We start from the raw sequence: 23,992 nt of genomic DNA, 5'->3' as shown, positions 1-23,992 counted from the left end.
TTCTCATGCGTATGTGCCGTCGTGCTGTAACCGTCCTCGCACTCAGCCTTCCGCTTTCGGCGTGGGCTGCGGTTCCTGTAGTAGATGACAACGCAGGTGCTTACCCACCTTCGGGTTATGGCACGAGCGGCGCCTATGCCGGGGCAGGGGCTTCGGCCCCTGCCTCTGCACAGGGTCAGTTGTTCATGCAGTTGCAACAGATGCAGGACCAGATCTCCCGCCAGCAAGGCATCATCGAAGAGTTGCAGAACGATGTCGCCCGCATGAAGCAGGAAAACCTGGAGCGTTACCAGGATCTGGACCGTCGCATCAACAGTGGTGGCGCGCCCGCCGCGACCCCCGACAATTCCTCCACCGGTGGCGCACCCAGTGCCCCCGCCGGTGCAGCAGCAGGCGCCGCTGGCGCTGCTGCGCAACAACCCGCCGCCAACAGCGAGCCGGGTGATCCGGCGAAAGAGAAGCTCTATTACGATGCCGCTTTCGACCTGATCAAGCAGAAGGACTTCGACAAGGCCAGCCAGGCGTTCAACGCCTTCCTGCGCAAGTACCCCAACAGCCAGTACGCCGGCAACGCCCAGTACTGGCTGGGCGAGGTGAACCTGGCCAAGGGTGACCTGCAAGGCGCCAGCCAGGCCTTCGCACAGGTCAGCCAGAAGTACCCGAAACACAGCAAGGTGCCAGATTCGCTGTACAAGCTGGCTGACGTCGAGCGCCGCATGGGCCATACCGACAAGGTCAAGGGCATCCTGCAGCAGGTGATCACCCAGTATCCCGGCACCTCTGCCGCGCAACTGGCGCAACGCGACCTGCAGAAGCTCTAACGTACACCGTTCGAAAGAAACCCGCGCCAGTCGCGGGTTTTTTCGTTAGAATCACTGCCCTTTTTTCGTAAACACGCTGCTGCGGATAACGCCATGTCGAGTCCGCGACAGTGCCTGACGGAGGCGGACAGCCTGTTTAGCTGTCACGCCCGTGGCGATCATGCAAGACACATTACGCATCACCGAAGTCTTTTACTCGTTGCAGGGTGAAACGCGAACGGCTGGGCTGCCCACGGTATTCGTGCGCCTCACCGGTTGTCCCTTGCGCTGCCAGTACTGTGACAGTGCCTACGCCTTCAGTGGCGGCACCGTCCGTACCCTCGATTCGATCATGGAGCAGGTTGCCAGCTTCAAGCCGCGTTATGTCTGCGTCACCGGCGGCGAGCCGTTGGCCCAGCCTAATGCCTTGCCGCTGTTGCAGCGCCTGTGCGACGCCGGCTATGAGGTGTCGCTGGAAACCAGTGGCGCCCTGGACATTTCAGGCACGGATGTCCGCGTCAGCCGTGTGGTAGACCTCAAGACCCCTGGGTCCGAAGAGTCCCATCGTAATCTTTACGCAAACATCGAGCACCTGACTCGCAACGACCAGGTCAAGTTCGTCATCTGCTCTCGCGAAGACTATGACTGGGCAGTGTCCAAGCTGATCCAGTACAACCTGGCCGAGCGTGCCGGTGAGGTGTTGTTCTCGCCAAGCCACCACCAGGTGAGTGCCAGCGAGCTGGCCGACTGGATCGTTGCCGACAACCTGCCTGTGCGTTTCCAGTTGCAGCTACACAAGCTGCTATGGAACGACGAACCCGGACGATGATTGAGAGTGAAAGCACATGACTGAAAAACGCGCGGTAATCCTGCTGTCTGGCGGCCTTGACTCAGCCACCGTGGTAGCCATGGCCAAGGCCGAAGGCTACAGCTGCTACACCATGAGCTTCGACTACGGCCAGCGCCATCGGGCCGAGTTGAACGCAGCGGCGCGTGTCGCCCGCGACCTCGGTGCGGTTGAGCACAAGGTGATCGGCCTTAACCTCGATGGCATTGGCGGCTCTGCCCTGACCGACAGCAGCATCGATGTACCGCAAACCCCGGGCGAGGGCATCCCGGTGACCTATGTGCCCGCCCGCAATACCGTGTTCCTGTCCTTGGCCCTGGGCTGGGCAGAAGTGTTGGAAGCACGTGACATCTTTATTGGTGTCAACGCCGTGGACTATTCCGGCTACCCGGATTGCCGCCCTGAGTTCGTCGAAGCCTTCGAGCGTATGGCCAACCTGGCGACCAAGGCGGGTGTCGAAGGGCAGGGCTTTCGCATCCAGGCGCCATTGCAGAACATGAGCAAGGCGCAGATCGTGCAGGCGGGTATGGCCCGCGGCGTGGATTACAGCCTGACTGTTTCTTGCTACCAGGCCGATGATCAAGGCCGTGCCTGCGGCAAATGCGACAGCTGCCGCTTGCGCGCGGACGGCTTCAAAGCCGCCGGGGTCGATGACCCAACACGTTATTTTTGAAAAAAGTGTTGATGGGGTGTTGATTTCTCGTTAGAAATCAGTATTATACGCGCCATCCAACGGGTCGTTAGCTCAGTTGGTAGAGCAGTTGGCTTTTAACCAATTGGTCGTAGGTTCGAATCCTACACGACCCACCATACGCAGTAAGGCAAAGCCCGCAACCGGCAACGGTTGCGGGCTTTGTCGTTTATGCGCTTCCAGCAGCTATGAGCGGTCCATGTGCCCAGCGCACGTTGCCGTTGGGCATCATCGAAGGTGTCCGATTATGACTCTTTCTTATCCTCTGAAGACCTCGAATCCACCCCAGAAGCTTCGTAATAATCTGCGCAATGGGTTACCACAGCGCAGCTCAATGGCAGCCGATATCCAGGTTGGCCAGCCATGAAAATATTATTATCCCGATAAACTACACGGTAATTCCACGTTGCGCCAAAGTTAACGGGGCTCTTCCGTTCGAAAACAGCAGCCTGTCTACCGTGTAGTATTAATGCGTTAACTGCAGGCCCACACGGAAATAATAATATAAAACATCGATATAACCAGGTGACTGAAAAATCTTGAGTGCGCTTCGGGTCCCCGTTACTATCACTTTCCTACTAGCAAGTTCACGTAACGGTCCCTTTGAATAGTTAGTAGTCCCCGTGTCTCAAGCGCAAGCGTTTTCTATAACGACCACAACAAGGACTTATTCTCCGGCTTGCAATATTTATTGGGCAGTTTCAGTCCGTACGGGCTGCTCACAAGAGTAATTGGCAATGCCTCCAAAAATTCAAGTCTTCTGGAAGCAAAAATTATTTGCGCCCTATAAAATTGCAGCCCTGGTCGAGGCGGCCGCAGGACAAGGTATCACCCAGGATACCGTTTTGTTGGGCACGCAGCTTGATGCCAGTCAGATGCATGATTCGAGTACATTGACGTCCCTCAGTCAGTACATCGAGGCCTGCGATAATGTGCTTGGCGCCTGCGCACATATCTCAACCGCCTTCCAGATGGGCGGGCATCTGCCGCTGTCAGCTTACGGCGTCTATGGGCACGGCTTGATGTGCAGCGCAACACTGCGCGACTTTTTCAATTTCGCCGTGAAGTATCAAGCATTGGCAACGCCCGCCGTGCGGTTCTATTGGCGGGAAGAGGCGGAGGTGGCCGTTTGGGTATTTTTCGACACCTACGGCCACATGATCACCCAGCGGACGCGAGAGTTTCTGATTCGCCAGCAAATGGCTCAGCAGATGGCCCACCTCACGGAGACAGCGGGCGAAGGCTGTCGGCCGATCAAGGCCCTGTTCGCATTTTCTGACGCGGGTGATAAAGCCACGTATGAACAATGCTTAGGTTGCGAGTGTGTATTCGATTGCCCTGCCACCGAGCTTCATTACCCGCAATCGGTGCTGTCCCATGCCCCTCAGTTCGCGAATGGGCTCACGCACGTCTTATTACAGGAGGCGTGTGATCGTTTGATCCGTCAAACCAAGGCTTACTCGGGTGTAACAGGGGAGGTGCATCACATGCTCATGTTGACCCCCGGACACTTTCCGACCATGGAGCAGATTGCTTCCAGTATGCAAATTACCACGCGGACCCTTCGCAGAAAGTTGGAGGCCGAAGGTACGGACTACGGAACGATACTGGATAATGTTCGCGGGAGTCTGGCAATGGAATACCTGCAAACGACGAGGATGAGCACAGAGGATATTGCAGTAAAAGTAGGCTTCAGTGATGGCTCCAACTTCCGGCGGGCCTTCAAGCGCTGGACGGGCAAGACAACACGCCAAGTGCGCTATAGCGGGCTGTAGCTGAGCGATTGGCAAATGTCCGCTTATGACTCGTTTTATTCCATTGTGGATCTCGTGGGGGCGGCGGCGGGTTCGTACTATTGGCTAAAGCGTGCCGTGTATTTTAAAAAATAGTTTGGCCGGTTGAGCTTATATAGGTTTGTCATTGACGGAGGGGTGCATGCATTTCTCAGCGTTTCCATGTGGTCGGTTTAACGAAAGGAATCAGGCACTATGATGCATATCATGACGTTACTTACCAATGTGGGTATGCATCTTAATGGCTGGCGACACCCCGAGGCCTGGGATAATACGGTGCTTAACTTCGATCAACTGGTCGAGTGCGCACAAATGGCGGAACAGGCCAAGATCGACATGGTCTTTCTGCCCGATGGCAGTGGCGTCCGCGAGATGCAGAACCGTGAACTCTTCGAGGCCATGACGCCCAGTTCCAGGCCGGCCGTGTTCGAACCGGTCACATTGCTGTCTGCCCTGTCGTCGGTCACGACTCGCATAGGGTTGGTGGCGACGGCCTCCACTACCTACGATGCGCCGTTTCATGTCGCACGTCGCTACGCCTCGCTGGACCATCTGAGTAAAGGGCGGGCCGGCTGGAACGTCGTTACCGGCTCGAATGAAGGGGACGCCCCCAACTTTGGCAACGAACAGCACCTTGCCAAGAGCCTGCGGTATGAGAGGGCCCGCGAATTCGTCGACGTGGTGCTGGGGCTGTGGGATAGCTGGGCAGACGACGCCTTTGTGCATGACAAACAAAGTGGTCGTTATCTCAACGCTGACCGGGTACGCCCGCTCGACCATACCGGTGACTATTTCCAGGTGAAGGGGCCGCTGAACGTCGCCCGTTCGCCGCAGGGGCGACCGGTGGTGTTCCATGCCGGGCAGTCGGAGGCCGGGCTTGAACTGGCTGCGCACGCTGCAGATTGTGTCTTCGCCGTGGCCGGTACCCTGCAACAGGCACAGCGCATTACGGCCGATCTGAAGGCCCGTGCGGTTCGTAATGGCCGCTCGGCAGACAGCCTCAAGGTGCTGATGTCGGCGTCTATCTACCCAGGGGCGACGCCTGAGCAGGCGCAGCAGTTGTGCGACACCCTCGATGCGCTGACGTCTCCAGCGGTTGCACTGGGTAATCTGTCCAAACTGGTCTGCGCCGATCTTACCGGGTATGACGTCGACGGCCCGATGCCGGAGCTGCCGGAGGAAATGGAGGGCGCCAGTGCGCCACGGAAGATCATCAACGAATGGGTCCGCACCGGCCATCCAAGTATTCGTGATGTCTACCTGCGCTACTCACGCACCCTCGGCAGCCCGATCTTCCAAGGGTCTGCGCTGCAGATCGCTGACCAGATGCAGGCGTGGTACAGCGCAGGGGCTTGCGACGGTTTTCTGATCGGTCCGGCCGTCATGCCCACCAGCCTTCAATTGTTCACGAGCCAGGTAATTCCAGAACTCCAACGCCGCGGCCTGTTCCGTACCGAATACCCGGGAAGTACCTTGCGCGACATTATCGATCTACCGGCCCCCGCTAATAAGTTCTTCAGCTGAGCCCTGTACAACCCGCCATCGCAAACGGCCGCTTTTTAGCGGTGCCCTGTTGTAGGCGGGTGACCAGCGAACGGTCCAGGGACGCTCAGCCACACGCGTGTTCGCAATAAAGGCAGCGAATGAATATGACTCTTGGTAACTATCGCGACACTTCTCTATTCATCATCGATGGACACGCTGATGTACCCAACCCGCTGGTGGTCGATACGCAAGGAAGCATCGATGAAGGGACTGCAATAGACGTGGACTTGCTTCGCGCGGGCACTGTTGCCGCGGTGATACTCGCTGCGAACGTGGTGCCCGGGGAAGGCGGCGCAGGCGTGGCGTCCGACCTGGCAATAATTGATGCGAAAATCGGCGCAATCAAACAGATCTGTGCCACCAAGCCCGACAAAGTAGCGTTGGCCCTGTCCTCTGACGAACTTGTCCGGATCGCAGGCGAAGGCAAGACGGCGATCATGATCGAGCTGCTGGGCACACATGCCCTCGGCACGGATCTGGCCGCGATCGAGCGGTTCTACCGCGACGGCGTTCGCGTGCTGGGCCTCGCCCACCTTGGCAACAATGCGTTCGCCGACTCGTCCCGGCCGCTTTTCAGCCAGCGCTCCAATCAGCATGGCGGTTTGTCGCCGCTGGGCCAGGCCGCGGTTGCGCAGGCCAATGACCTGGGCTTGTTGCTCGATGTATCGCACCTGTCCAGTGACGCGCTTTTTCAGGTGCTCAAGGCCAGCCGCGTACCGGTGATAGCGTCCCACTCCGGGGTGCGCGCGCTGGTTGATAACCCACGCAACCTGTCGGACGAGGAGCTGACTGCCATTGCCCAAGCGGGGGGCGTCGTCGGCATGGTTGCGTTCGGCCCCTATCTGCGCAACCTGAGCCCGGATGAGGTACGGGCCCGCGAGGCTATCACGCAGGCCTACGGAGGGCTGAAGGAAGGTTATACGGGGCTGACCACGGAACAACGCAACGCCTACTACCGGGAGATTCTCGCCGTCACCCAACCTGCCACGTTGGAGGATCTCATCCGGGCAGTCGATCATGCGGTGCGGCTCATCGGCATCGACCACGTGAGCCTGGCCTCGGATTTCAACCAGGGCGGAGGCATCGAAGGCTGGGCGCGTGCAGACCAGGCGCCGCAAGTCAGCGTGGCGCTGCGTGAGCACGGCTACAGCGAAGCGGACATCGCCAAGCTGTGGGGTGCGAACGTCCTGCGTGTGTTGCGCACTGCCGAAGCCGGTGCGCGATGAAAGCACCGGCCACCATCCTTGATCTTCCCTTCTGCGATCACCAGTAAGGATCGCCTTGCGAGCGCACTCATGACCACAGTTCCCCTAGATCCGGGAAGCTCCGCTTCCAATGCCCCTCTTTCAGTGATCGACCGTGCGCCAGTCAATAGCCGTCATCGGTTGTTCGTGATGCTGATCGCGTTGGCAGTCTTTTTCGATTTCTTCGATCTCATGCTTTCTGGAAGCGTGACGGCAGCGTTGTTATCCAGCGGTTGGTCGACGCGCGAACTCAACGTTGTGTTTTTATCGGCCACCGGGCTTGGCGGCGTCATCAGTAATCTGGTTGCAGGCGCGCTCGCCGATCGATTCGGGCGCCTCAGGGTCTTGCGCGGCGCGTTGCTCTTGTTGGGGCTTGGTACGCTGGCGTGCGCCGCAGCGCCGACGATGGAGCTGCTGATCGTCGCCCGCTTCGTCGCCAGCCTGGGGATGGCGGCAGTTCCGGCGGTCGGCTTGACGCTGATGGTCGAGCTGCTGCCGGTGGCAGTGCGTGGACGCTGGACGGGTATCAGCGGCGTGATCAGCACGTCCTCTCTGTTCGCCGCGGCGCTGGCCGGTTACCTGTTGCTGCCGTGGGGAGGTTGGCATTGGATGTTTATCATTCCCGGTACTGGCTGCATCGTTTTGTACTTCTTGACGGCAGTGCTGCCGGAATCACCCCGATGGCTGGCTACCCGTGGCCGGCATGAGGCCGCTCGGCAGGCGCTATCACAGATGCGCGTCGAACAGGATGGACCGATTCTGGCATCGGACACGTCTGCGCGGCCCAGTGGTGCTCCGGTCGAACGCTTGTTCACCCGCGCCTTGGCCAGGCCCCTCGTGCTGGGGGTGCTGTTAGCGGTTTGTTTCAATGTCGCGACAACGGGCTTCCTCACCTGGTTGCCAACACTGTTACTTGAGCGTCATCTCTCGATCTCGAACACCTTGGCCTACAACCTGATGATGTCCTTGGGTATTCCTATAGGCGGGTTGGCCCGCACACTCTTTGCCGATCGCATAAGCAGGAAGGCAGGCATCATCGGGGCTGCCATTGTTGCCTTGCTGCTGGCGGCAGTATTTCCCTTTACCGATGGCCATACCTTGATCGGCGTCGGGTTCCTGCTTCAGGTAGCCCTGGGTGTACTGAGCAGCATGATCATGGGGCTCTACCTGCCAGAGTTGTACCCGACGAACGTCAGAGCGCGTGCCACGGCGCTTTCGATGGCAACCGTTCGCCTATTGCTGGTGTTTCTGCCGTTCCTGCTACTGACGCTACTCAACGCCGCCGGGGTGGTCGGCGTGATGGCGGTGGTTGGCATCTGCTTGTTGGTGATTGTGTTCGCCATGCTCACGCTGGGTATCGAGACGTCGGGGAAATCCCTTGACCGTTCGTAATCGCTGAGCGCACTGCCCAGAACCTCTCGAGAAGGCGGGTGTGGAGTGCCATGCCAATGGCCTGTCTACGCCAGTTCACGACTGGCGATACGCCCTACCTCTCTCGCAGCTTCGGCTCTATCGACGGATCGCTCCAGACGCCCTTGGTGGCGCCTGGCGTCTGTTGGCCTTTGCCCAGCACAGGCTGGATCGAGGGCATGTATTTCAAAAACAGTTAAGGCATTTTTGGGGGCATCATGAGTTATTCAGTTGATCGAGGTATTTTGCTCTGTAGCTTGCTCACGGCGTTGTCCGTCGTGTCATCACACACGCTGGCAGCCGACGCCAAGGACCATGACGAGCAGCCAGACCGCGCGAAAAAAGCAGCACAGTCGGCAGGGGCGCTTGAGACGGTGACGGTGACTGCCCAACGGCGTAGTGAGGATTTGCAGAAGGTTCCAATCACTGTGCAATCCTTTGATGCCGAGCGGCTGCAAAATGCGGGTGTTTCCAGCACGGTTGACCTTGGCCGCCTGACGCCAGGGCTGGTCTACGGGCGCGGGGTGGGGTTGGGCTCACCATTCTTGCGGGGGGTGGGAACGTCCAGTAATGGTCCAGGGGTAGAGAACTCGGTGGCTGTTTATGTGGACGGCGTCTATCAAGCCACCAAGTCATCGGCGATCTCTGATATCACCGATGTGGAAAGAGTCGAGGTACTCAAAGGACCTCAGGGCACGCTCTTCGGGCGCAATGCTTCCGGTGGCCTGATTCATATCATGACCAAGGACCCGACCTATGAACCTGAAGGCAGGATCAAGGTGGGTTACGCCAATTACGATACCCGCACCACAAGCGGTTATGGCAGCCTGGGCCTGAGCGAGAATGTCGCCGCCAATCTGTCTTTTTCGGTGTCCGATCAAGGCAAAGGGTGGGGCAAGAACGAATTTAACGGCAAGGACGTCAACGCTACCGACAAAGGTAATGTGCGCAGCAAACTCCTGTGGGATATCAATGATTCCACCAGCTTGCTGCTATCGGCGGATTACGCCAAGTTCGACAGTTCGGTGGGCCTGTCTATCCGGCCATTCAAAGGGCTTAAACCGAGGTGGGGCAGTGTCTACACCGGTGGCGATTACGACATCAACTCAGACGCCCAGCCCTCGCTCAAGTCAAACGCAGGCGGCGTGAGTGCGAAGCTCCAGCACTATTTTGATTCCGCGGTTCTCACCAGCACCACGGCCTGGCGCGACAGCAACTATGAGTTCGTGGCGGAAGGTGACGTTACGCCGACCCCTTTCCTCGAAACGAACATCAAGGTGAACGAGAAACAGTTCTCTCAGGAGTTTCAGCTCAGTGGGGGGGATGCCACATCGTTGCAGTGGACGACTGGGGTGTACTACTTCAATTACAAAGGGGACCAATTATCTGTAAGGAGCGGGCTGAATTTCCCGACGCTTCGTAGCAGTGTCACTCATGGCTGGCAAGATGCAGAGTCATTCGCCGTTTACGGCCAGGCGACGCAAGCTCTTTCCAGTCGCGACCGGCTCACCTTCGGCACGCGTTACACATGGGAATGGCGGGACCTTTCTGGTTATAACCAGAGCAACTTCCCTGATGGGCGGGCAATCCGGTCTCGTGTACCCGGCCAAGAGGAAACCTTCAAAGAACCCAGCTGGCGTGTCGCCTACGAACACGACTTCTCTGACGATGTGCTTGGCTATATCAGTTATAACAGGGGGTTCAAGAGCGGTACCTTCAACGTACTGAGCCTCACCGCTGCAGCAGTAGAGCCGGAAATTGTCGACGCTTACGAAACGGGTCTCAAGACGCAATGGGCTGACAATAAGGTCAGGCTCAACGCCTCGATGTTCTATTACGATTTCAAGGACATCCAACTGAGCTCATTCACCCCAAGTGGGCAGACGCTGCGCAACGCTGCCGCTGCGGACATCTATGGCGTCGACGTCGATCTTGAGGTTGCGCCAACGCCGCAACTGCGCCTGACGCTGTCCGGTGAATGGCTGCATGCGCGCTACACGTCGTTCCCCGATGCGCCGGGGGCTCGGCCGCTGCCCGGCGGTGGCAACGCAGTGACACCCACCGATGCGTCCGGTAACGATATGGTCCGCGCTCCGCGCTGGAGTGCCAATGCCGGGGTTCATTACAGCATCCCAGTGGCGCTCGGTGTGGTCGATCTGAGTGCAAACTACAGTTACACCGCCAAGGTCTATCACGAAGCGGATAACTACCTGTATCAACCTTCGCTGGGTTTGGTGGGCGCGGATATTTCATGGTCGCCGGACGACAAGTTCAAGGTTTCGCTGTGGGGGCAGAACCTGACGAACGAACTCTACTATAACCTCATCTCCGCCAACCCATCGGCCTCGCTCGCTGCGGTGGGCGAACCCAGGACCTTTGGCGTTTCTGTGGAGCAAAAATTCTAGAGGATGGCGCAATCTTCTGGTCAGGTTGCCGGCCACCATCAGGGTAATCAAGCCGCCTTGCTCCATAGCGATGGGCAACGGGTAAGTTGTTGTAGCTATGGAGCCTGAGCGCTCGGCAGGCACCCATTCTGATTTGAGGGGCACCGAACAAGCGCTCTGTACAGGCCTGGTCAGATAGACAAACACACCTTGCCGAAGTGCTTGCCGGCTGCCTGGTGGCGGAATGCGTCGGCAATCTCGTCAAGTGCAAACGTGCGATCGATTACAGGCTTGATGCCGTTTGCGTCGATCGCACGAATCATGTCGATCTGGTGCCTGCGGCTGCCAACGATCAGCCCTTGCAGTGTCTGCTGACGGCGCATCAGTTCAGCCGTCGGCACCTGCCCGGCGAAGCCGGTCAATACGCCGATCAGTGCGATGTGACCACCAATGCGGCACGCGCGGATCGACTGGCCAAGCGTGTCCGGGCCGCCCACTTCGATAATGTTGTCGACACCCCGACCACTGGTGATCTCGAGTACCTTTGCGGCCCAGTCGGCATCGCGTTTGTAGTTGATGAGGTGATCGGCACCGAGCGCCCGGGCCTTTTCCAGTTTCTCGTCGGAAGATGACGTGGCGATCACCTTTGCCCCCATCTGCTTTGCAAACTGCAGTGCAAAGATCGAGACGCCACCTGTGCCTTGAACGAGCACGGTGTCGCCTGCTTTCAGCGAGTAGTCGACAGCCAGCCCACGCCACGCGGTCAGCCCGGCAGTGGTCAACGTCGCAGCCTCTGCATGGCTGTAGCCTTGCGGCGCATGCGTGAACCACTGCGCGGGCCGAACGACGATTTCGCGAGCGTATCCGTCGGCACCATCACCCGGTGTCGTCGAAAAATCCGCCAGCGTCGGGCCACCGTCGAGCCAAGTCGGAAAGAAGGTCGATACAACGGCATCACCAACTGCGAACGCTGTTACGCCCTCACCAATGGCTTCGACGATACCCGCGCCATCCGACATCGGGATGCGGCCTTCGGCGGTGCGCAAGCGGCCAGTGACAACCCCCAGGTCATGGGCGTTTAGCGAACTTGCGTGGATGCGCACGCGGATTTCACCCGCGGCCGGGGCGCCGGGATCGGCAAGATTCGTCAGTATGAGATTGGCCAGGCCGGCGGGCTGGCGCAAGGTAATGGCTTTCATGAAAACAAACTCCTGACGGTCGATTGATGTGATCGCATGTGCAGGGGGCGATCCCCGCCGCTCACGATGGCTAGACTTAAATCGGTGCAAGCGGCGGTGTATCGGGAAATCCCCGCATCTGTTGACTCTATGATTTTCATAGTGATAGATTTTGCTCGCTGCATTCGATTTGTGCAATACCACGAGCGCCCGTCCAAAGCGGTCCCGGGTCGAATGTCTAACACGCCACTGTTCGCAACTATCGCCTGACTGGAGAACGAGATGACCAACCCCGTATATCGCGCGGAACGTACTGGTCTGCTGCTGGTTGACCCGTACAACGATTTTCTCTCGGACGGCGGCAAGCTGTTCCCGATGCTCAAGGACGTCGCTGATGAGGTCCGTTTGCTGGAGAACCTGCGCAACATCGTCGCAACCGCCCGAGCGAGCGATATCCAGGTGTTCTACGTGCCGCATCGTCGCTGGCAGCCGGGCGATTACGACAACTGGGACCATCCAAACCCCACCCAGCGTCTCGTGCAGCAACGCCACACCTTTGCCAAGGGCACGTGGGGTGGTGAATGGCACCCCGATTTCGTTCCGCAGGACGGCGACATCATCGTTCAGGAACACTGGGGCCAAAGCGGCTTCGCCAATACCGATCTCGACTTCCAGTTGAAGCAGCAAGGCATCACGCACGTGATCGTCATCGGCCTGCTTGCCAACACCTGCATTGAGTCGACGAGCCGCTTTGCGATGGAACTCGGCTACCACGTCACGCTGGTGCGCGACGCAACCGCCGCGTTCAAGAAGGAAATGATGCATGCCGCACATGAACTGAACGGCCCCACCTTCGCTCACGAAATCCTGACGACAGCCAATCTCATCGCTGCCCTCAACACTGGCACCGACGCCTGACTTTTGAAGAGAACCACTATGAAGCTCACTGGCAACCTGCTCATTGGCGCCCAGGAAGTGTCCGCAACCGCCGGCACGATGAAGGCGCTGAACCCTGCAACCAACACCGAGATTGAACCGACGTTCGCGTTTGGCGGCAGGGCGCAAGTCGAGCGTGCCGCTCAACTCGCCGACGACGCCTTCGACAGCTACAACGCTACGACTCTGGCCGCACGCGCCGCCTTCCTGGAGCGCATCGCCGACGGCCTTGATGCGATCGCGCCTGAACTGGCGCAACGCATCTCACTTGAAAGCGGCCTGCCGGTTGCGCAACTCGAGGGCGAAGCGGCGAAATCTGCGCTTCAGTTTCGCCAGTTCGCGACGGTCGTCCGCCAAGGACGCTTTCGCCAGGCGACCGTGGATCCCGCTCAACCCGACCGTCAACCGCGCGCACGGATGGACCATCGCTTACAGAAGATTGCGTTGGGCCCGGTTGCCATCTTCGGCGCGAGCAACTTCCCTATCTCCTATTCGGTGGCAGGCGGTGATACAGCTTCGGCGCTGGCGGCTGGCTGCCCGGTCATCCTCAAGGCACACAATGCTCATCCTGGTGGCTCGGAAATGATGGGGCGCGTGATCCAGCAGGCTGTCAAAGATTCAGGTTTGCACGAGGGCGTGTTCTCGCTCGTTCGCGGTGGTGGTAATGCAATCGGCGAGGCGCTGGTTGATCACCCGCTCATCAAGGGGGTGACCTTCACAGGGTCTGAAATTGGCGGTATGGCGTTGTACCGGCGCGCCCAACTGCGCCCTGATCCAATTCCCGTTTTCACCGAAATGACCAGCGTTAACCCGACATTCGTGCTGCCATCGGCGCTGGCTGCACGCGGTGCTGTGATTGGCGACGGGTTCGCCGAGCGCATGTTGGTCACCGTTGGCCAGGCGTGCCTGAAGCCTGCGATTCTGCTGGCTATCGATGGCCCCGGCTATGTCGAACTGAAGAACGCCATGATTGCCCGCGTCGAAGCCATGCAAGCGCGCACCATGCTGACGCCCGGCATCAATAGCGCGTACCGCAAGAACGTCGAGCGGCAGGCCGCAGCAGGTGCCCAGCGCATCGCGGCGGGCGGTGAATCGCAAGGGGCGTGGGATGGGCAATCGGTGCTCTTTGAGGTTGACGGTGCACACATGCTCGATGATGCAACGCTGTCGGAAGAGGTGTTCGGTCCGGCTGCGTTGCTGGTGCGTGTGAAGGATGTCGAGCAATTGGTCGCGATCGCCAAGCAGTTCCGTGGGCAGCTGTCTGCGACGATGCAGATCGACCAACCCGACCATGCGCTTGCTGTGCGCCTGTTGCCAATTCTTGAGCGGCGCACCGGCCGCATTGTCGTCAATGCGTTTGCCCATCCGCAGGAAGTGTCCTATGCGTCGATCCACGGCGGGCCGTTTCCGGCAACGTCCGACAGCCGCTTCACCTCAGTCGGCATGAGTGCAATCGAGCGCTTCCTGCGGCCCGTTTGCTATCAGGGCTTTCCAGACGACCTGCTGCCAGAAGCATTGAAGCACGACAACCCGTGCGATCTCTGGCGTGTCGTCGATGGCGAGTTGTCGAAGGATTGACTCGAACCCCATAAAAACAAGCAACCCACGCATTGTGCAGGTCGCAAATCCGTGGGCTGCTTGGGTAATGCAGGCTGGATGACCAATGTCGGTGCGATGTAGGTCAGCAACCAGGTTAAAGGAGTTGTGATGCAGTTTCTGTTTGCCATGCGAGTCAAAGAAAACGCCGCGCCCGTCACCACCGATCAGCTTGAAACGGAGGTTGGGTATGTCCGGACGATTTACGCGAGCGATACGCTTCGACAGATCTGGTCTCGCACAGACGTGGCAGGTGCATGCCTGCTGATCGAGGCGGAAAACGAAAGCACGGCACGCGCTGCGATCGAAGCGTTACCGCTGATGAAGGCCGATAAACTCGAAATCCAGACGTTCATCCCGTTGCGTCCTTATCGTGGTTTTGCGCAGGGTAGTCGATGATGAACCCGGCGTATCAGGAAAACCACGGCGAGCCGGTAAGCGCATTGGATAATGTGCGTCTGTACTTCCTCGACCATGGCGGCAATCGCGTGCTTTCGGCCATGAGCGACGGCAGCAACATCAAGGTAGTGGTCGAGGAGGGCTGTTCAGGCCCCGACGGAATAGCCATTGATTCCGATTGAGGCCACCTCTACTGGACCAACATGGGAGAGCCCTCTCGCAACGACGGCTTCATCATGCGTTGCGACCTCGATGGCGGCAATGTCACGACCATCGTACCGCCCGGCAAGACGCACACGCCGAAGCAACTTGTCATCGAACCGAGTGGTTCGCATCTGTACTGGTGCGACCGCGAAGGTATGCGCGTGATGCGTTGCAGACTGGACGGATCATCGCTGGAAACGCTCGTGCAGGCGGGCTATGGCGCTCATGATCAGGCCGATGCACGAAACTGGTGTGTCGGAATTGCGCTTGACCTCGAGCGCCAGCACTTATACTGGACGCAAAAAGGCGCTGCGAAGTCAAACACCGGGCGGATCCTCCGTGCGCCACTGAATCCGATTCACAAAGGTGTATTGAGCGCCTCTCGCGATGATATCGAGACGTTGTTCAACGGCTTGCCCGAGCCGGTTGATCTCGAGCTGGACATGACGACCATGACCCTTTACTGGACCGATCGAGGTGCACTGCCTTTCGGCAATACACTGAATCGAAGTCGATTGCAGGAGTGTGGCGTGACTAAGTTGCACTCCGAGGTGCTCGCTGCGGGGTTCAACGAGGCCATCGGTCTGTCGGTGCATGCTGCTCAGAATGTCGCTTATGTAAGCGACCTGGGCGGAGCAATCCATCGGGTCGCGCTCGACGGGTCCCGTTCTTCAGTCATCCTGCGCAATGCGGGCAAACTGACAGGGATCGCTGCGATGTGAGCGTTGTACTGAAAGTTGGGCCACGTAGGTGGCCCTGGCTACACGCCCTACGAGGTGTGTCGTGCGTTGCCGTTCAGCAGCCCACGTCCACCTCTACGTAGTCGTGATAGCCCCCTTCTTTGCCCCAGCTCAGATGCGCTTTTTCACCCTGGCCGTAATCGACGAAGTCGAGATTTACATAGTATCCAAATGCCCCAAGCCCACCGCTGACTTGATCCAGTTCCTGCTCATTCAGCGTACGGACTACGTTCGATGCACTGTTCATGGCCTGCGTCCTCGTTTCAGTTTGTGTTGTTCCGTCATCGGCAAACCCGGTCGATCGGGTTTGTGGAATGATGAGAACTGAACGCGCGAGCGGGCAATAGAACGGGTGGCCTAATGTCCAGTTGCCACTTTGTGATCCCGTTCACGCCGCGCGGATGCCGTGCGGTGCCTTAGTGCATCTGTACTAGTGTGGGGCGGTGCTGGCCCGTATAGGCTGGCGAAGCCTCGCGGCCGGACCCGCGGCGGGGGTACTTCGCAACTGCCAGCAGCGTAGGCCAGGGAATGCTATTTCGTAAGGAAGCTCTGCAATCAGGCACGCAAAAAGACCTGGGCAGCGTGATCGTGGTGTCGCCGCCTTCGTTGCGCGTGGCCAGCGCCTGTGCATTGCTGTTCTGCATCGTGCTGGTGCTGTTCATGACCTTCGCCAGCTATACCCGCCGCGAAGCCGTGACCGGCGTGCTGGTGCCCGAGGGCGGGCTGATCAAGGTATTCGCACCTCAGGTGGGTGTGGTTCAGGACTTGTTGGTCACCGAGGGCCAGCAGGTACAGGCCGGGGCGACCTTGCTGACGTTGTTCAGCGATACCCAGAATGGCGAGGCCGGTGCAAACCAGGATGCCATCAGCCGCTTGATTGCCCGGCGCAATAACAGCCTCGCCGATGAGATGGCCGAAACCCGCGTGCTCCACCAGCAGGAGCGCGAGGGCAAGCAGCGCCGCCTAGCGATGCTGGAGGGCGAGCAGGAGAAGGTCGCCGCGCAAATAGCGCTGACCCGCCAGCGCCTGACACTGGCGCAGGGCATCGCCGAACGGTACGCCGACTTGCAACGCCAGGACTTCGTCTCACGCGATCTGCTGCAGGCCAAGCAGGACGCAGTGCTGGAGGTGCGCCTGCGGGCTGAAGAACTGAACCGTTCGCTATTGGCCCTGCGTAACGACAGCGCTGGCCTGCGCGCCGAGCTGGCGGAACTGCCTTTCAATCAGACCAAGCAACTGGCAGACCTACAGCGCCGCCTGCTGGAAAGCCAGAGCAGCCTGCTCGAAAGCGAGGTCAAGCGCCAGGTGATGATTACCGCACCCGCTGCCGGCGAGGTAACGGCCATGGGCGTGGTCAATGGCGCCCGCGCCGATGTCAGCCGGCCCTTGTTCAGCCTGGTGCCGCAAGACAGCCCACTGTATGCCGAGCTGTACGTCCCCAGCCGGTCGGCCGGCTTCGTACGCCCGGGGCATGAAGTCATGCTGCGGTACCAGGCCTACCCTTACCAGCATTTCGGCCTTGCTCGGGGCACCGTAGCTTCGGTGTCGCGCAGTGCCTTGCCGGCAGACGAGATCATGACCGTGGGCGCGGCCTCCGAAGCGCTGCGCGAGCAAGGGCCGCTGTACCGGGTCAAGGTCGCCCTCGATCGGCAAAGCCTGTTCGCCAGGGGCAGGGAAGAGCGCCTGCGTTCCGGCATGCAGCTCGACGCCGACATCATGCTGGAAAACCTGCCGCTTTATGAATGGCTACTTGAACCCCTGCGCGGTATAGGAAAGCGCCTTTGACCCTCTCCCAGTCCCTGAGCTTCGGCATCGGCCGCAAGCTCCCTGTGATGCTTCAGGTCGAGGCGGCCGAGTGTGGCCAGGCCTGCCTGGCAATGATTGCCGCCTACCATGGCCAGGTGCACGACATGCACTCCCTGCGGCAAAAACTGTCCCCGTCGATGAAAGGCGTAACGCTCAAGCAACTGATAGCCATGGCCGGTCAGTTGGGGCTGGCCACGCGCCCGCTGCGCCTGGAGCTCGAAGCGCTGGAGCAGCTTCGCTTGCCGTGCATCCTGCACTGGGAGTTCAACCACTTTGTGGTGCTTAAGGAGGTTGGCCCGCGGGGTGTGGTGCTGCATGACCCGGCCCGCGGTGTGCGCAAACTGAGCCTGGACGAGGTGTCCGCCGCATTTACCGGGATTGCCCTGGAACTGTGGCCGCAAAGCGATTTTCAGCCGGGCGAGGCGAAAAGTCAGGTTTCCTTGCGCCGCCTGCTGGGCAGGGTGCAGGGCTTTGGCGGGGTGCTAGGCCATGTGCTGGCCCTGGGCCTTGCGCTGGAACTGTGCATGATTCTTACGCCGTTCTTTTTACAGACGGTGATCGACAAGGTGCTGGTCAGCGCCGACCTGGACCTGCTGGCGGTGCTGGCGCTGGGCTTCGGGCTGTTGCTCGTGGCGCAGCAGGTGCTGTCGCTGGGCCGCTCATGGGCGCTGATGTACCTGGGCACACTGCTGGGCAGCCAGTGGCAGATCAATGTCTTCAACCACCTGGTGCGTTTGCCGGTGGCGTATTTCGAGCGGCGTCACCTGGGCGATATCATTTCCCGTTTCGGCTCTCTGAAGGCCATCCAGCGCACCCTCACCACCTCGTTCATCGAAGCGTTGCTCGACGGGCTGATGACCGTGGTCACGCTGGCCCTGATGTTCATCTACAGCCCCCCGTTGGCCATGATCGCGGTGCTGGCCATGCTGTTGTACGCCCTGGCGCGCTGGGCCTGGTTCGGCCCTCTGCGGCGGGCCAGCGAGGACGAACTGGTGCGCGCCGCCAAGCAGCAGAGCTACTTCCTGGAAACCATGCGCGGGGTGCGTACCCTGAAGCTGTTTGCCCACCAGGAGCAGCGCGCCACCGCCTGGAGCGGCCTGCTGGTGGATGAAATCAATGCCGGCCTGCAGCCGCAGAAGCTGCAGCTGTTGTATCGCGCCTTCAACGGCCTGCTGTTTGGCAGCGTGACCTTGCTGGTGATCTGGCTGGGGGCCAAGCAGGTGATCGACGGGGTGTTCAGTGCAGGCATGCTGATCGCGTTCAATGCCTATAAGGACCAGTTCAACAGCCGCGTGGCCGGGCTGATCGACAAGCTGGTCGATGTGATCATGTTGCGCCTGCACGGTGAGCGGCTGGCAGACATCGTGCTGGAAACGCCAGAGCCACGGCCTGCCGCGATACTGGCACCTGCGCCTGATCGCGTGCCACGCCTTGAAGTGCGGCACCTGAAGTTTCGCTATTCGGATCACGAGCCCTGGGTGCTCGATGGGGTTTCGCTGGTGATCGAGCCGGGCGAGTCGGTGGCCATTGTCGGGCCTTCGGGGTGCGGCAAGACCACGCTGCTCAATGTCATGCTCGGGATCCTGCCGCCGGTCGAGGGGCAGGTGTTGCTGGACAACGAGCCTATCGATGCCAGCACGGTCGACCGCTTGCGGCAGATCAGCGCAACGGTGTTGCAGGATGATGTGCTGTTCGCGGGCTCGATCGGCGAGAACATCAGCTTCTTTGCCAGCGAACCCGATCAGGGCTGGATCGAGCAATGCGCGCGGCTGGCGGCGGTGCATGACGATATCGCGCGGATGCCGATGGGGTACAACACCCTGGTGGGCGACATGGGCACCGTGCTGTCGGGCGGGCAGAAGCAGCGCATTCTGCTGGCCCGGGCCCTGTACCGGCGGCCACGCCTGCTGTTTCTCGACGAAGCCACCAGCCACCTGGACATTCAGCGCGAAGCAGCGGTAAACCAGGCCCTGCAAACGCTGAACATCACCCGTGTGATTGTCGCCCATCGGCCAGACACTATTCGCACGGCGCAACGGGTGCTGGTGCTGGTTGACGGGCGCATCGCGAGTGACCGCCGCGAGCCGGGCATTGCACCATGATCATGCGTTGGGCACTGGCCGCAGGGCTGGTCCTGCTCAGCCTGCACTGTCCAGCTGAGGAACCGTTACAGGCCTGCCCGGGGCCATTGCACCCGAACGAGGCCTTGGCATTGTCCAAGGCCGTGGCCATGGCCCTGTGCGCCGACCCGGAGGTGGCGGCGGCCTGGCGTACGCAATTGAGCAGCCAGGCCAGCATGGAGGCCGAGCGCTCCGCGTACCTGCCCACCGTGCAGGGGCTCGCCAACAGCGGCAGGGCCAACCGCAAGACCCGTTACGATGGCTTTCCTGAAGCCAACTCCAGCCTCGATGCGCGCACCAGCGGGTACGGCCTGAGCCTCAACTGGGTGCTGTACGACTTCGGTTTGCGTGAGGCCCGGGTGGAAAGCGCGCGACAACTGCTGAACGCGGCCAGCAGCAGCCGGGTGGAGAAGATTCAGGCGGTGGTGCTCAATACCAGTAAAGCGTTCTACCAGGTGCAGGCCAGCCGCGCCTTGCTGCAGGCTCGCCGCAGCATCGAAGCGCTCGCCGCCGACAGCCTGCGGGGGACCACGGCCAAGCACCAGGCCGGTGCCGGGGAGCAGGCCGACCGGCTGCAGGCGCAGACCACGTATGAACAGGCTCAGCTCGAACGCGTGTTGGCCGAAGGGGACCTGGCTAGCGCCGAAGGCGCGTTGGCCAGCGCCTTGAACCTGTCGCCTTCGGCCCCGCTGCGCCTGGCGGCGCTAGATGAGCCAGACGGTCAGGAACAGGGCTTCATGGCCAGCGTGGATGCCCTGATGGAGCAGGCCCGGCAAACCCATCCCTCGGTTGAAACGGCCCGCGCCCAGTGGTCATCCAGCCTGGCCCGGGCAGACGCGGAAAGGGCCCAGGGCCGCCCGACGATATCGCTGTACAGCAACTATCGGCACGATGACACGCCGGTCGAACAGGTTGCCTCGCGCCAGCAGATCGAAACCTGGACTGTGGGTGTGCAGGTGAGCGTGCCGATCTTCGATGGCTTTCTCGCCCGGCGCCGGGCACGCGCGGCAGACGAAGAAGCTGGGGCGCGCGAGCAGGACCTGTACAACGCCCAGCGCACCATTGCCTTGAGCGTGTGGCGCAGCCGTCAGGCCCTTGAGGCGCGGACCCAGGCACTGGCGATCAGCCGCCGCCTGGTGGCCAGCGCCAGCCAGTCCCACCGGGTGGCACTGGGGCGCTACAAGGCGGGGGTCGGCAGCATCATCGAGTTGCTGAACGCGCAGAATGACCTGGCCGCCGCGCAGCAGCGGCGGGTGGGTTCGGTGGTCGAGTGGTACACCGCGCGGTTGCAGTTGGCCGCCGACCTTGGGCAGTTGGGCAGGTAACCTACTGCGCCCAGGCTGGGTCGCCGGTGAAGACCACGGTGATCCAGCGATCCGGCCCTTCGCCACCCACCGCATCGCCCACTTCGTCGCGCAGGGCGTCCCATTGGGCAATGGTGCGCGCCGGCATGTCGGTCGGCACGATGAAATACAGCTCGATTTCCCGTGAACGCCCGACCTTGGCTACGTAAGCCCGGTACGACTGCAGCCCGTGCTTGGCGACGAACTGCTGGGCGACGTTGTCGACATGCTGCTTGAGGTCGTTGGGCGTCACCAGGAAGATCTCCGACATCGCTTGGCGTACCACCGACAGCGGCAGGGGGATGATCACCAGGCACACCAGCGCCAGCACTGCCGGGTCGATGTAGGGGGACACCCATTCCCACTGTGTGCCCTGTACCGCGTAGCCAAAGCAGAAGGCAATCAGCAAGGCGGCAGTGATGCTGGCCGACATCACCCAGCCTTTGACGTCCATGCGCACGAAGTCCGAGTTCAGCTTGCGGTTGGCGCGGGCCTCGACCAGGGCAATGGTGGCGCAGGCAATTACCGTCAGCACCGCATAGACCATGGCTATGCCGAACTCCAGGTGACGCCCGCCTTCGAGCAGGCTGCTGACGGCGTTGATCAGTGCGTACAGGGCAACGCCGCTGAGCAGTATGCCGTTGAGCGCCAGCACCATCGGCTCCAGGTGCCAGAAACCCATGGTGAAGCGTTCACGCAGCTTGCGCGACATGTGCAGGCTGGTGGCGTGCGAGGTGATCAGCTTGACCACCACCAGCGACAGCCCGCTCATGCTGGCGTCGACCAGCGAATAGACGCCATCGAAGACGATCGAGAACGAACCGGAGGCCAGGCCAAAGGCGATACCGATGGTGGCGATGAACAGGGTGACGGCGATCGAGGTGCGCAGCAGGCCCTGTTCGCTGGTGATGTCGAAGAAGGGCGATCGGGTTGGTGTTTCCATGGGTAGAACTCATTCAAAAGGTGGGTTGCCTGTGCCGGCCTTTTCGCAAGCGATCCCGCGAAAAGGCCGGCACAGGCTAGACGCGAAACTGCTCCATCAGCGCTTGCTGCTGGTTGGCCAAGCGGTTCAATGCCTGGCTGATTCGCGCCGATTCGTCTGCTTGGCCAGACAGGGATTCTGTTACATCGCGGATGCCCGCCACGTTACGGTTCACTTCCTCGGCCACCGCGCTCTGTTCTTCGGCGGCCGAGGCGATCTGCAGGTTCATGTCACTGATCACCGCCACGGCTTCGCCAATACGCTGCAAGGCTGGCAGCGCCTGTTCCATTCGCGTGGCGCTGGCCTGCGCCTGACGGTGGCCTTCATGCATGGCGCCCACCACATCCTGGGTGCCTTGTTGCAGGCCTTCGATCACCTGACGGATCTCTTCCACCGAGACCTGGGTGCGTTGGGCCAGGCTGCGCACCTCGTCGGCCACCACGGCAAAGCCACGGCCGGCTTCACCGGCGCGGGCCGCTTCGATGGCGGCATTGAGTGCCAGTAGGTTGGTCTGCTCGGCAATCGCGCGGATTACGTCCAGTACCGAACCGATCTGCTCACTGCGGTCCTCGAGGGCGCGGGCCTCGTCCATGGCGGAATTCATCCCGGCGGCCAACTGGTCGATTGCCTGACGGGTGCTGGCAATCAACTGCAAACCTTCGCGGCTGGCCTGATCGGCGCCACGGGCGGCCTGGGCGGCCTGTGCCGCGTTGTGCGCGACATCCTGGGCCGTCGCGCTCATTTCGTTGGCGGCCGTGGCCACCTGTTCGATCTCGCGCTGTTGCTGCTGCATACCGTTGCTGGTCTGGCTGGCGATGGCCGCCGATTGGTCCGCCGTGCCGCGGGCCTCGAGCAGTGAACCCTTGACCTGGGCAATCACCGGTTGCAGCTTGTCAAGGAAGCGGTTGAACCAACCGCTGAGCTGGCCTAGCTCATCCTGGCGGGCGTAGTCCAGGCGGCGGGTGAGGTCGCCTTCACCGCTGGCGATGTCTTCCAGGCGTGCGGCCACGGCGAGAATCGGACGGGTGACCCCGCGCGCGGTCAGCCAGACCAGCAGCAGGCCGACAACTGCGGCCGCCAGGCCAATCAGCAGGCTGGTGAGGTTGGCGCGCTGGTTGTGCTCGTCCAGGCGCTGGTTGAGCGCTACGGCCGGTGCCTGCAGCACCGCTTCAGGCAACTCAAGCAGCACCTGCCAGGGCGCAGCGTTGGGGATGGGGGCGAACGGCCTGGCAACACGCAGGATGCCGGGGGCCACGTCCTTCTCCAGCGGTTGGCCCAGCTTGCCGGCGTCGCGGCTGTGCCCGGCCAGCAAGCCAGCATTGCTGACGATGCTCACCTGGCCTTGGCCGTCGAACAGCTCCTGACGGCCATCCAGCGCCAGTTGCTGCAGGTTGTCCAGGCCGATGTCCAGGCCGACCACACCGACCACCTTGCCGTTCTCCAGCAGCGGCAGGGCGATGCTGGTCATCAGTACCTGGCGGCCGTTGACCTCGTCGAGGTACGGTTCGAGCATGCAGGCCTTGGCGGTTTCTTGCGGGCAGGTGAGCCAGCGGTTTTTCGGGGCACCATTGGTGCCGATGCTGCTGTCGTCCAGCATCGATTCAGGCATGGCCTCCCGTTCCAGGGTGCCGGGGCGCGGTTGTGACCAGTACAGGGAGAAGCGTCCACGTTCGTTGCTACCAACGGCATCCTGGGCGATGAACTGGCTGTCCTGCTGGTCCAGTGCGTCAGGCTGGAATACCACATAAAGGCCGATCACGTCCGGGTTGCCAGCCAGGGCGGTACGGGCCTGGTGGGTCAGCTCAGCACGCAGGTCGCTGGCACCGTGGGCCTTGAGTACCTGGACCAGGCGAGCAAACCCGTTGCCATATTGGTAGGCATCCACGAAGTAGCGCTGGATGCGCAGGGTTTGGGTTTCGGCATGAGCCTGCAGGCGCAGACGCGCACTGTGTTCGAGCATTTCGCTGTTGGCCT

General features: G+C 60.8%; 20 protein-coding genes, 1 tRNA gene and 1 pseudogene. 17 read left to right on the top strand and 5 right to left on the bottom strand.

Annotated elements, in window-relative coordinates:
• Nucleotides 1–5 precede the first annotated feature (5 nt).
• From ybgF to APH34_RS20050, 9 genes are all read left to right on the top strand, one after another.
• Nucleotides 6–821: a tol-pal system protein YbgF gene (gene ybgF / locus APH34_RS20090; protein ID WP_054902634.1), complete on the top strand. Its 816-nt coding sequence runs from the start codon at nt 6–8 to the stop codon at nt 819–821.
• A gap of 160 nt (nt 822–981) precedes the next feature.
• Nucleotides 982–1,629, top strand: coding sequence for a 7-carboxy-7-deazaguanine synthase QueE (gene queE, locus APH34_RS20085; protein WP_054902659.1), 648 nt, complete (start codon nt 982–984; stop codon nt 1,627–1,629).
• A gap of 16 nt (nt 1,630–1,645) precedes the next feature.
• Nucleotides 1,646–2,320, top strand: a complete 675-nt coding sequence (gene queC, locus APH34_RS20080; RefSeq protein ID WP_054902633.1) for a 7-cyano-7-deazaguanine synthase QueC — start codon at nt 1,646–1,648, stop codon at nt 2,318–2,320.
• Nucleotides 2,321–2,381: 61 nt separating this feature from the next.
• A tRNA-Lys gene (locus APH34_RS20075) sits at nt 2,382–2,457 on the top strand.
• Between the two features lie 618 nt (nt 2,458–3,075).
• Nucleotides 3,076–4,113: an AraC family transcriptional regulator gene (locus APH34_RS20070; RefSeq protein ID WP_054902632.1), complete on the top strand. Its 1,038-nt coding sequence runs from the start codon at nt 3,076–3,078 to the stop codon at nt 4,111–4,113.
• Between the two features lie 213 nt (nt 4,114–4,326).
• Nucleotides 4,327–5,655 carry an LLM class flavin-dependent oxidoreductase gene (locus tag APH34_RS20065; RefSeq protein ID WP_054902631.1) on the top strand — a complete coding sequence of 443 codons (1,329 nt, stop codon included), beginning with the start codon at nt 4,327–4,329 and terminating at the stop codon, nt 5,653–5,655.
• A 119-nt stretch (nt 5,656–5,774) separates the two neighbouring features.
• Nucleotides 5,775–6,902 (top strand): dipeptidase, encoded by a 1,128-nt coding sequence (locus tag APH34_RS20060; RefSeq protein WP_082422851.1) that lies wholly within the window; start codon nt 5,775–5,777, stop codon nt 6,900–6,902.
• Between the two features lie 69 nt (nt 6,903–6,971).
• A complete protein-coding gene (locus APH34_RS20055) occupies nt 6,972–8,312 on the top strand; it encodes an MFS transporter (RefSeq protein ID WP_082422850.1) in 1,341 nt (446 codons plus the stop codon).
• A gap of 236 nt (nt 8,313–8,548) precedes the next feature.
• Entirely contained in the window at nt 8,549–10,735 is a 2,187-nt protein-coding gene (locus APH34_RS20050) for a TonB-dependent receptor (protein WP_082422849.1), read from the top strand.
• Nucleotides 10,736–10,905: 170 nt separating this feature from the next.
• On the opposite strand, the gene APH34_RS20045 is transcribed toward APH34_RS20050, so the two are convergent.
• The gene (locus APH34_RS20045) at nt 10,906–11,913 is read right to left on the bottom strand and encodes an NAD(P)-dependent alcohol dehydrogenase (protein ID WP_054902627.1); all 1,008 of its coding nucleotides are present in this window, start codon (nt 11,911–11,913) and stop codon (nt 10,906–10,908) included.
• A gap of 261 nt (nt 11,914–12,174) precedes the next feature.
• Here APH34_RS20045 and APH34_RS20040 point away from each other — a divergent pair, with 261 nt between their 5' ends.
• The 5 genes from APH34_RS20040 to APH34_RS20025 all read left to right on the top strand — a co-directional run bounded on the left by APH34_RS20040 (nt 12,175) and on the right by APH34_RS20025 (nt 15,749).
• Complete coding sequence (locus APH34_RS20040; RefSeq protein ID WP_054902626.1) at nt 12,175–12,810, top strand: isochorismatase family cysteine hydrolase; 636 nt, start codon at nt 12,175–12,177, stop codon at nt 12,808–12,810.
• 18 nt (nt 12,811–12,828) lie between these two features.
• The gene (locus APH34_RS20035) at nt 12,829–14,406 is read left to right on the top strand and encodes an aldehyde dehydrogenase (NADP(+)) (RefSeq protein WP_054902625.1); all 1,578 of its coding nucleotides are present in this window, start codon (nt 12,829–12,831) and stop codon (nt 14,404–14,406) included.
• Between the two features lie 129 nt (nt 14,407–14,535).
• Nucleotides 14,536–14,823 carry a hypothetical protein gene (locus APH34_RS20030; RefSeq protein WP_054902624.1) on the top strand — a complete coding sequence of 96 codons (288 nt, stop codon included), beginning with the start codon at nt 14,536–14,538 and terminating at the stop codon, nt 14,821–14,823.
• Nucleotides 14,823–15,005 (top strand): hypothetical protein, encoded by a 183-nt coding sequence (locus APH34_RS29775; RefSeq protein WP_218187074.1) that lies wholly within the window; start codon nt 14,823–14,825, stop codon nt 15,003–15,005. Before APH34_RS20030 ends, APH34_RS29775 begins: the two co-directional genes overlap by 1 nt.
• A gap of 54 nt (nt 15,006–15,059) precedes the next feature.
• On the top strand, nt 15,060–15,749 hold the full coding sequence (locus tag APH34_RS20025) for a hypothetical protein (protein ID WP_218187073.1): 690 nt from the start codon (nt 15,060–15,062) through the stop codon (nt 15,747–15,749).
• Between the two features lie 73 nt (nt 15,750–15,822).
• Here the strand turns inward: APH34_RS20025 and APH34_RS20020 are convergent, their stop codons facing one another.
• Nucleotides 15,823–16,014: a hypothetical protein gene (locus APH34_RS20020; protein ID WP_054902623.1), complete on the bottom strand. Its 192-nt coding sequence runs from the start codon at nt 16,012–16,014 to the stop codon at nt 15,823–15,825.
• A gap of 281 nt (nt 16,015–16,295) precedes the next feature.
• Between APH34_RS20020 and APH34_RS20015 the strand changes: the two genes are divergently transcribed.
• Genes APH34_RS20015 through APH34_RS20005 form a run of 3 tightly spaced genes read left to right on the top strand, consistent with a single transcriptional unit; the run spans nt 16,296 to nt 21,018 of the window.
• A complete protein-coding gene (locus APH34_RS20015) occupies nt 16,296–17,552 on the top strand; it encodes an HlyD family secretion protein (protein WP_054902622.1) in 1,257 nt (418 codons plus the stop codon).
• The gene (locus APH34_RS20010) at nt 17,549–19,675 is read left to right on the top strand and encodes a peptidase domain-containing ABC transporter (RefSeq protein ID WP_054902621.1); all 2,127 of its coding nucleotides are present in this window, start codon (nt 17,549–17,551) and stop codon (nt 19,673–19,675) included. The genes APH34_RS20015 and APH34_RS20010 overlap by 4 nt, the downstream gene beginning before the upstream one ends.
• Entirely contained in the window at nt 19,672–21,018 is a 1,347-nt protein-coding gene (locus APH34_RS20005) for a TolC family protein (protein WP_054902620.1), read from the top strand. The genes APH34_RS20010 and APH34_RS20005 overlap by 4 nt, the downstream gene beginning before the upstream one ends.
• Before the next feature lies 1 nt (nt 21,019).
• Here the strand turns inward: APH34_RS20005 and APH34_RS20000 are convergent, their stop codons facing one another.
• The 3 genes and pseudogenes from APH34_RS20000 to APH34_RS30390 all read right to left on the bottom strand — a co-directional run.
• On the bottom strand, nt 21,020–21,979 hold the full coding sequence (locus APH34_RS20000) for a cation diffusion facilitator family transporter (protein WP_054902619.1): 960 nt from the start codon (nt 21,977–21,979) through the stop codon (nt 21,020–21,022).
• 76 nt (nt 21,980–22,055) lie between these two features.
• Nucleotides 22,056–22,811 (bottom strand): methyl-accepting chemotaxis protein, encoded by a 756-nt coding sequence (locus APH34_RS30395; protein ID WP_371263316.1) that lies wholly within the window; start codon nt 22,809–22,811, stop codon nt 22,056–22,058.
• A 102-nt stretch (nt 22,812–22,913) separates the two neighbouring features.
• Nucleotides 22,914–23,978: pseudogene (locus APH34_RS30390) on the bottom strand (HAMP domain-containing protein); the annotation flags it as partial.
• Between the last annotated feature and the right edge of the window lie 14 nt (nt 23,979–23,992).

This window comes from Pseudomonas sp. NBRC 111131, assembly GCF_001320525.1.
GTDB classification, from domain to species: domain Bacteria; phylum Pseudomonadota; class Gammaproteobacteria; order Pseudomonadales; family Pseudomonadaceae; genus Aquipseudomonas; species Aquipseudomonas ceruminis.
This window is presented reverse-complemented; position numbering and strand designations above follow the sequence as displayed.

What these genes read in the sequence shown, in the direction of transcription:
- APH34_RS20055 (WP_082422850.1), top strand. Translation starts at nt 6,972, where the DNA reads ATGACCACAGTTCCCCTAGATCCGGGAAGCTCCGCTTCCAATGCCCCT.
- APH34_RS20040 (WP_054902626.1), top strand. Translation starts at nt 12,175, where the DNA reads ATGACCAACCCCGTATATCGCGCGGAACGTACTGGTCTGCTGCTGGTT.
- APH34_RS20020 (WP_054902623.1), bottom strand. Translation starts at nt 16,014, where the DNA reads ATGAACAGTGCATCGAACGTAGTCCGTACGCTGAATGAGCAGGAACTG.
- APH34_RS20030 (WP_054902624.1), top strand. Translation starts at nt 14,536, where the DNA reads ATGCAGTTTCTGTTTGCCATGCGAGTCAAAGAAAACGCCGCGCCCGTC.
- queE (WP_054902659.1), top strand. Translation starts at nt 982, where the DNA reads ATGCAAGACACATTACGCATCACCGAAGTCTTTTACTCGTTGCAGGGT.
- APH34_RS20045 (WP_054902627.1), bottom strand. Translation starts at nt 11,913, where the DNA reads ATGAAAGCCATTACCTTGCGCCAGCCCGCCGGCCTGGCCAATCTCATA.
- APH34_RS29775 (WP_218187074.1), top strand. Translation starts at nt 14,823, where the DNA reads ATGAACCCGGCGTATCAGGAAAACCACGGCGAGCCGGTAAGCGCATTG.
- queC (WP_054902633.1), top strand. Translation starts at nt 1,646, where the DNA reads ATGACTGAAAAACGCGCGGTAATCCTGCTGTCTGGCGGCCTTGACTCA.
- ybgF (WP_054902634.1), top strand. Translation starts at nt 6, where the DNA reads ATGCGTATGTGCCGTCGTGCTGTAACCGTCCTCGCACTCAGCCTTCCG.
- APH34_RS20015 (WP_054902622.1), top strand. Translation starts at nt 16,296, where the DNA reads ATGCTATTTCGTAAGGAAGCTCTGCAATCAGGCACGCAAAAAGACCTG.
- APH34_RS20025 (WP_218187073.1), top strand. Translation starts at nt 15,060, where the DNA reads ATGCGTTGCGACCTCGATGGCGGCAATGTCACGACCATCGTACCGCCC.
- APH34_RS20050 (WP_082422849.1), top strand. Translation starts at nt 8,549, where the DNA reads ATGAGTTATTCAGTTGATCGAGGTATTTTGCTCTGTAGCTTGCTCACG.
- APH34_RS20035 (WP_054902625.1), top strand. Translation starts at nt 12,829, where the DNA reads ATGAAGCTCACTGGCAACCTGCTCATTGGCGCCCAGGAAGTGTCCGCA.
- APH34_RS30395 (WP_371263316.1), bottom strand. Translation starts at nt 22,811, where the DNA reads ATGCAGCAGCAACAGCGCGAGATCGAACAGGTGGCCACGGCCGCCAAC.
- APH34_RS20000 (WP_054902619.1), bottom strand. Translation starts at nt 21,979, where the DNA reads ATGGAAACACCAACCCGATCGCCCTTCTTCGACATCACCAGCGAACAG.
- APH34_RS20065 (WP_054902631.1), top strand. Translation starts at nt 4,327, where the DNA reads ATGATGCATATCATGACGTTACTTACCAATGTGGGTATGCATCTTAAT.
- APH34_RS20070 (WP_054902632.1), top strand. Translation starts at nt 3,076, where the DNA reads ATGCCTCCAAAAATTCAAGTCTTCTGGAAGCAAAAATTATTTGCGCCC.
- APH34_RS20005 (WP_054902620.1), top strand. Translation starts at nt 19,672, where the DNA reads ATGATCATGCGTTGGGCACTGGCCGCAGGGCTGGTCCTGCTCAGCCTG.
- APH34_RS20060 (WP_082422851.1), top strand. Translation starts at nt 5,775, where the DNA reads ATGAATATGACTCTTGGTAACTATCGCGACACTTCTCTATTCATCATC.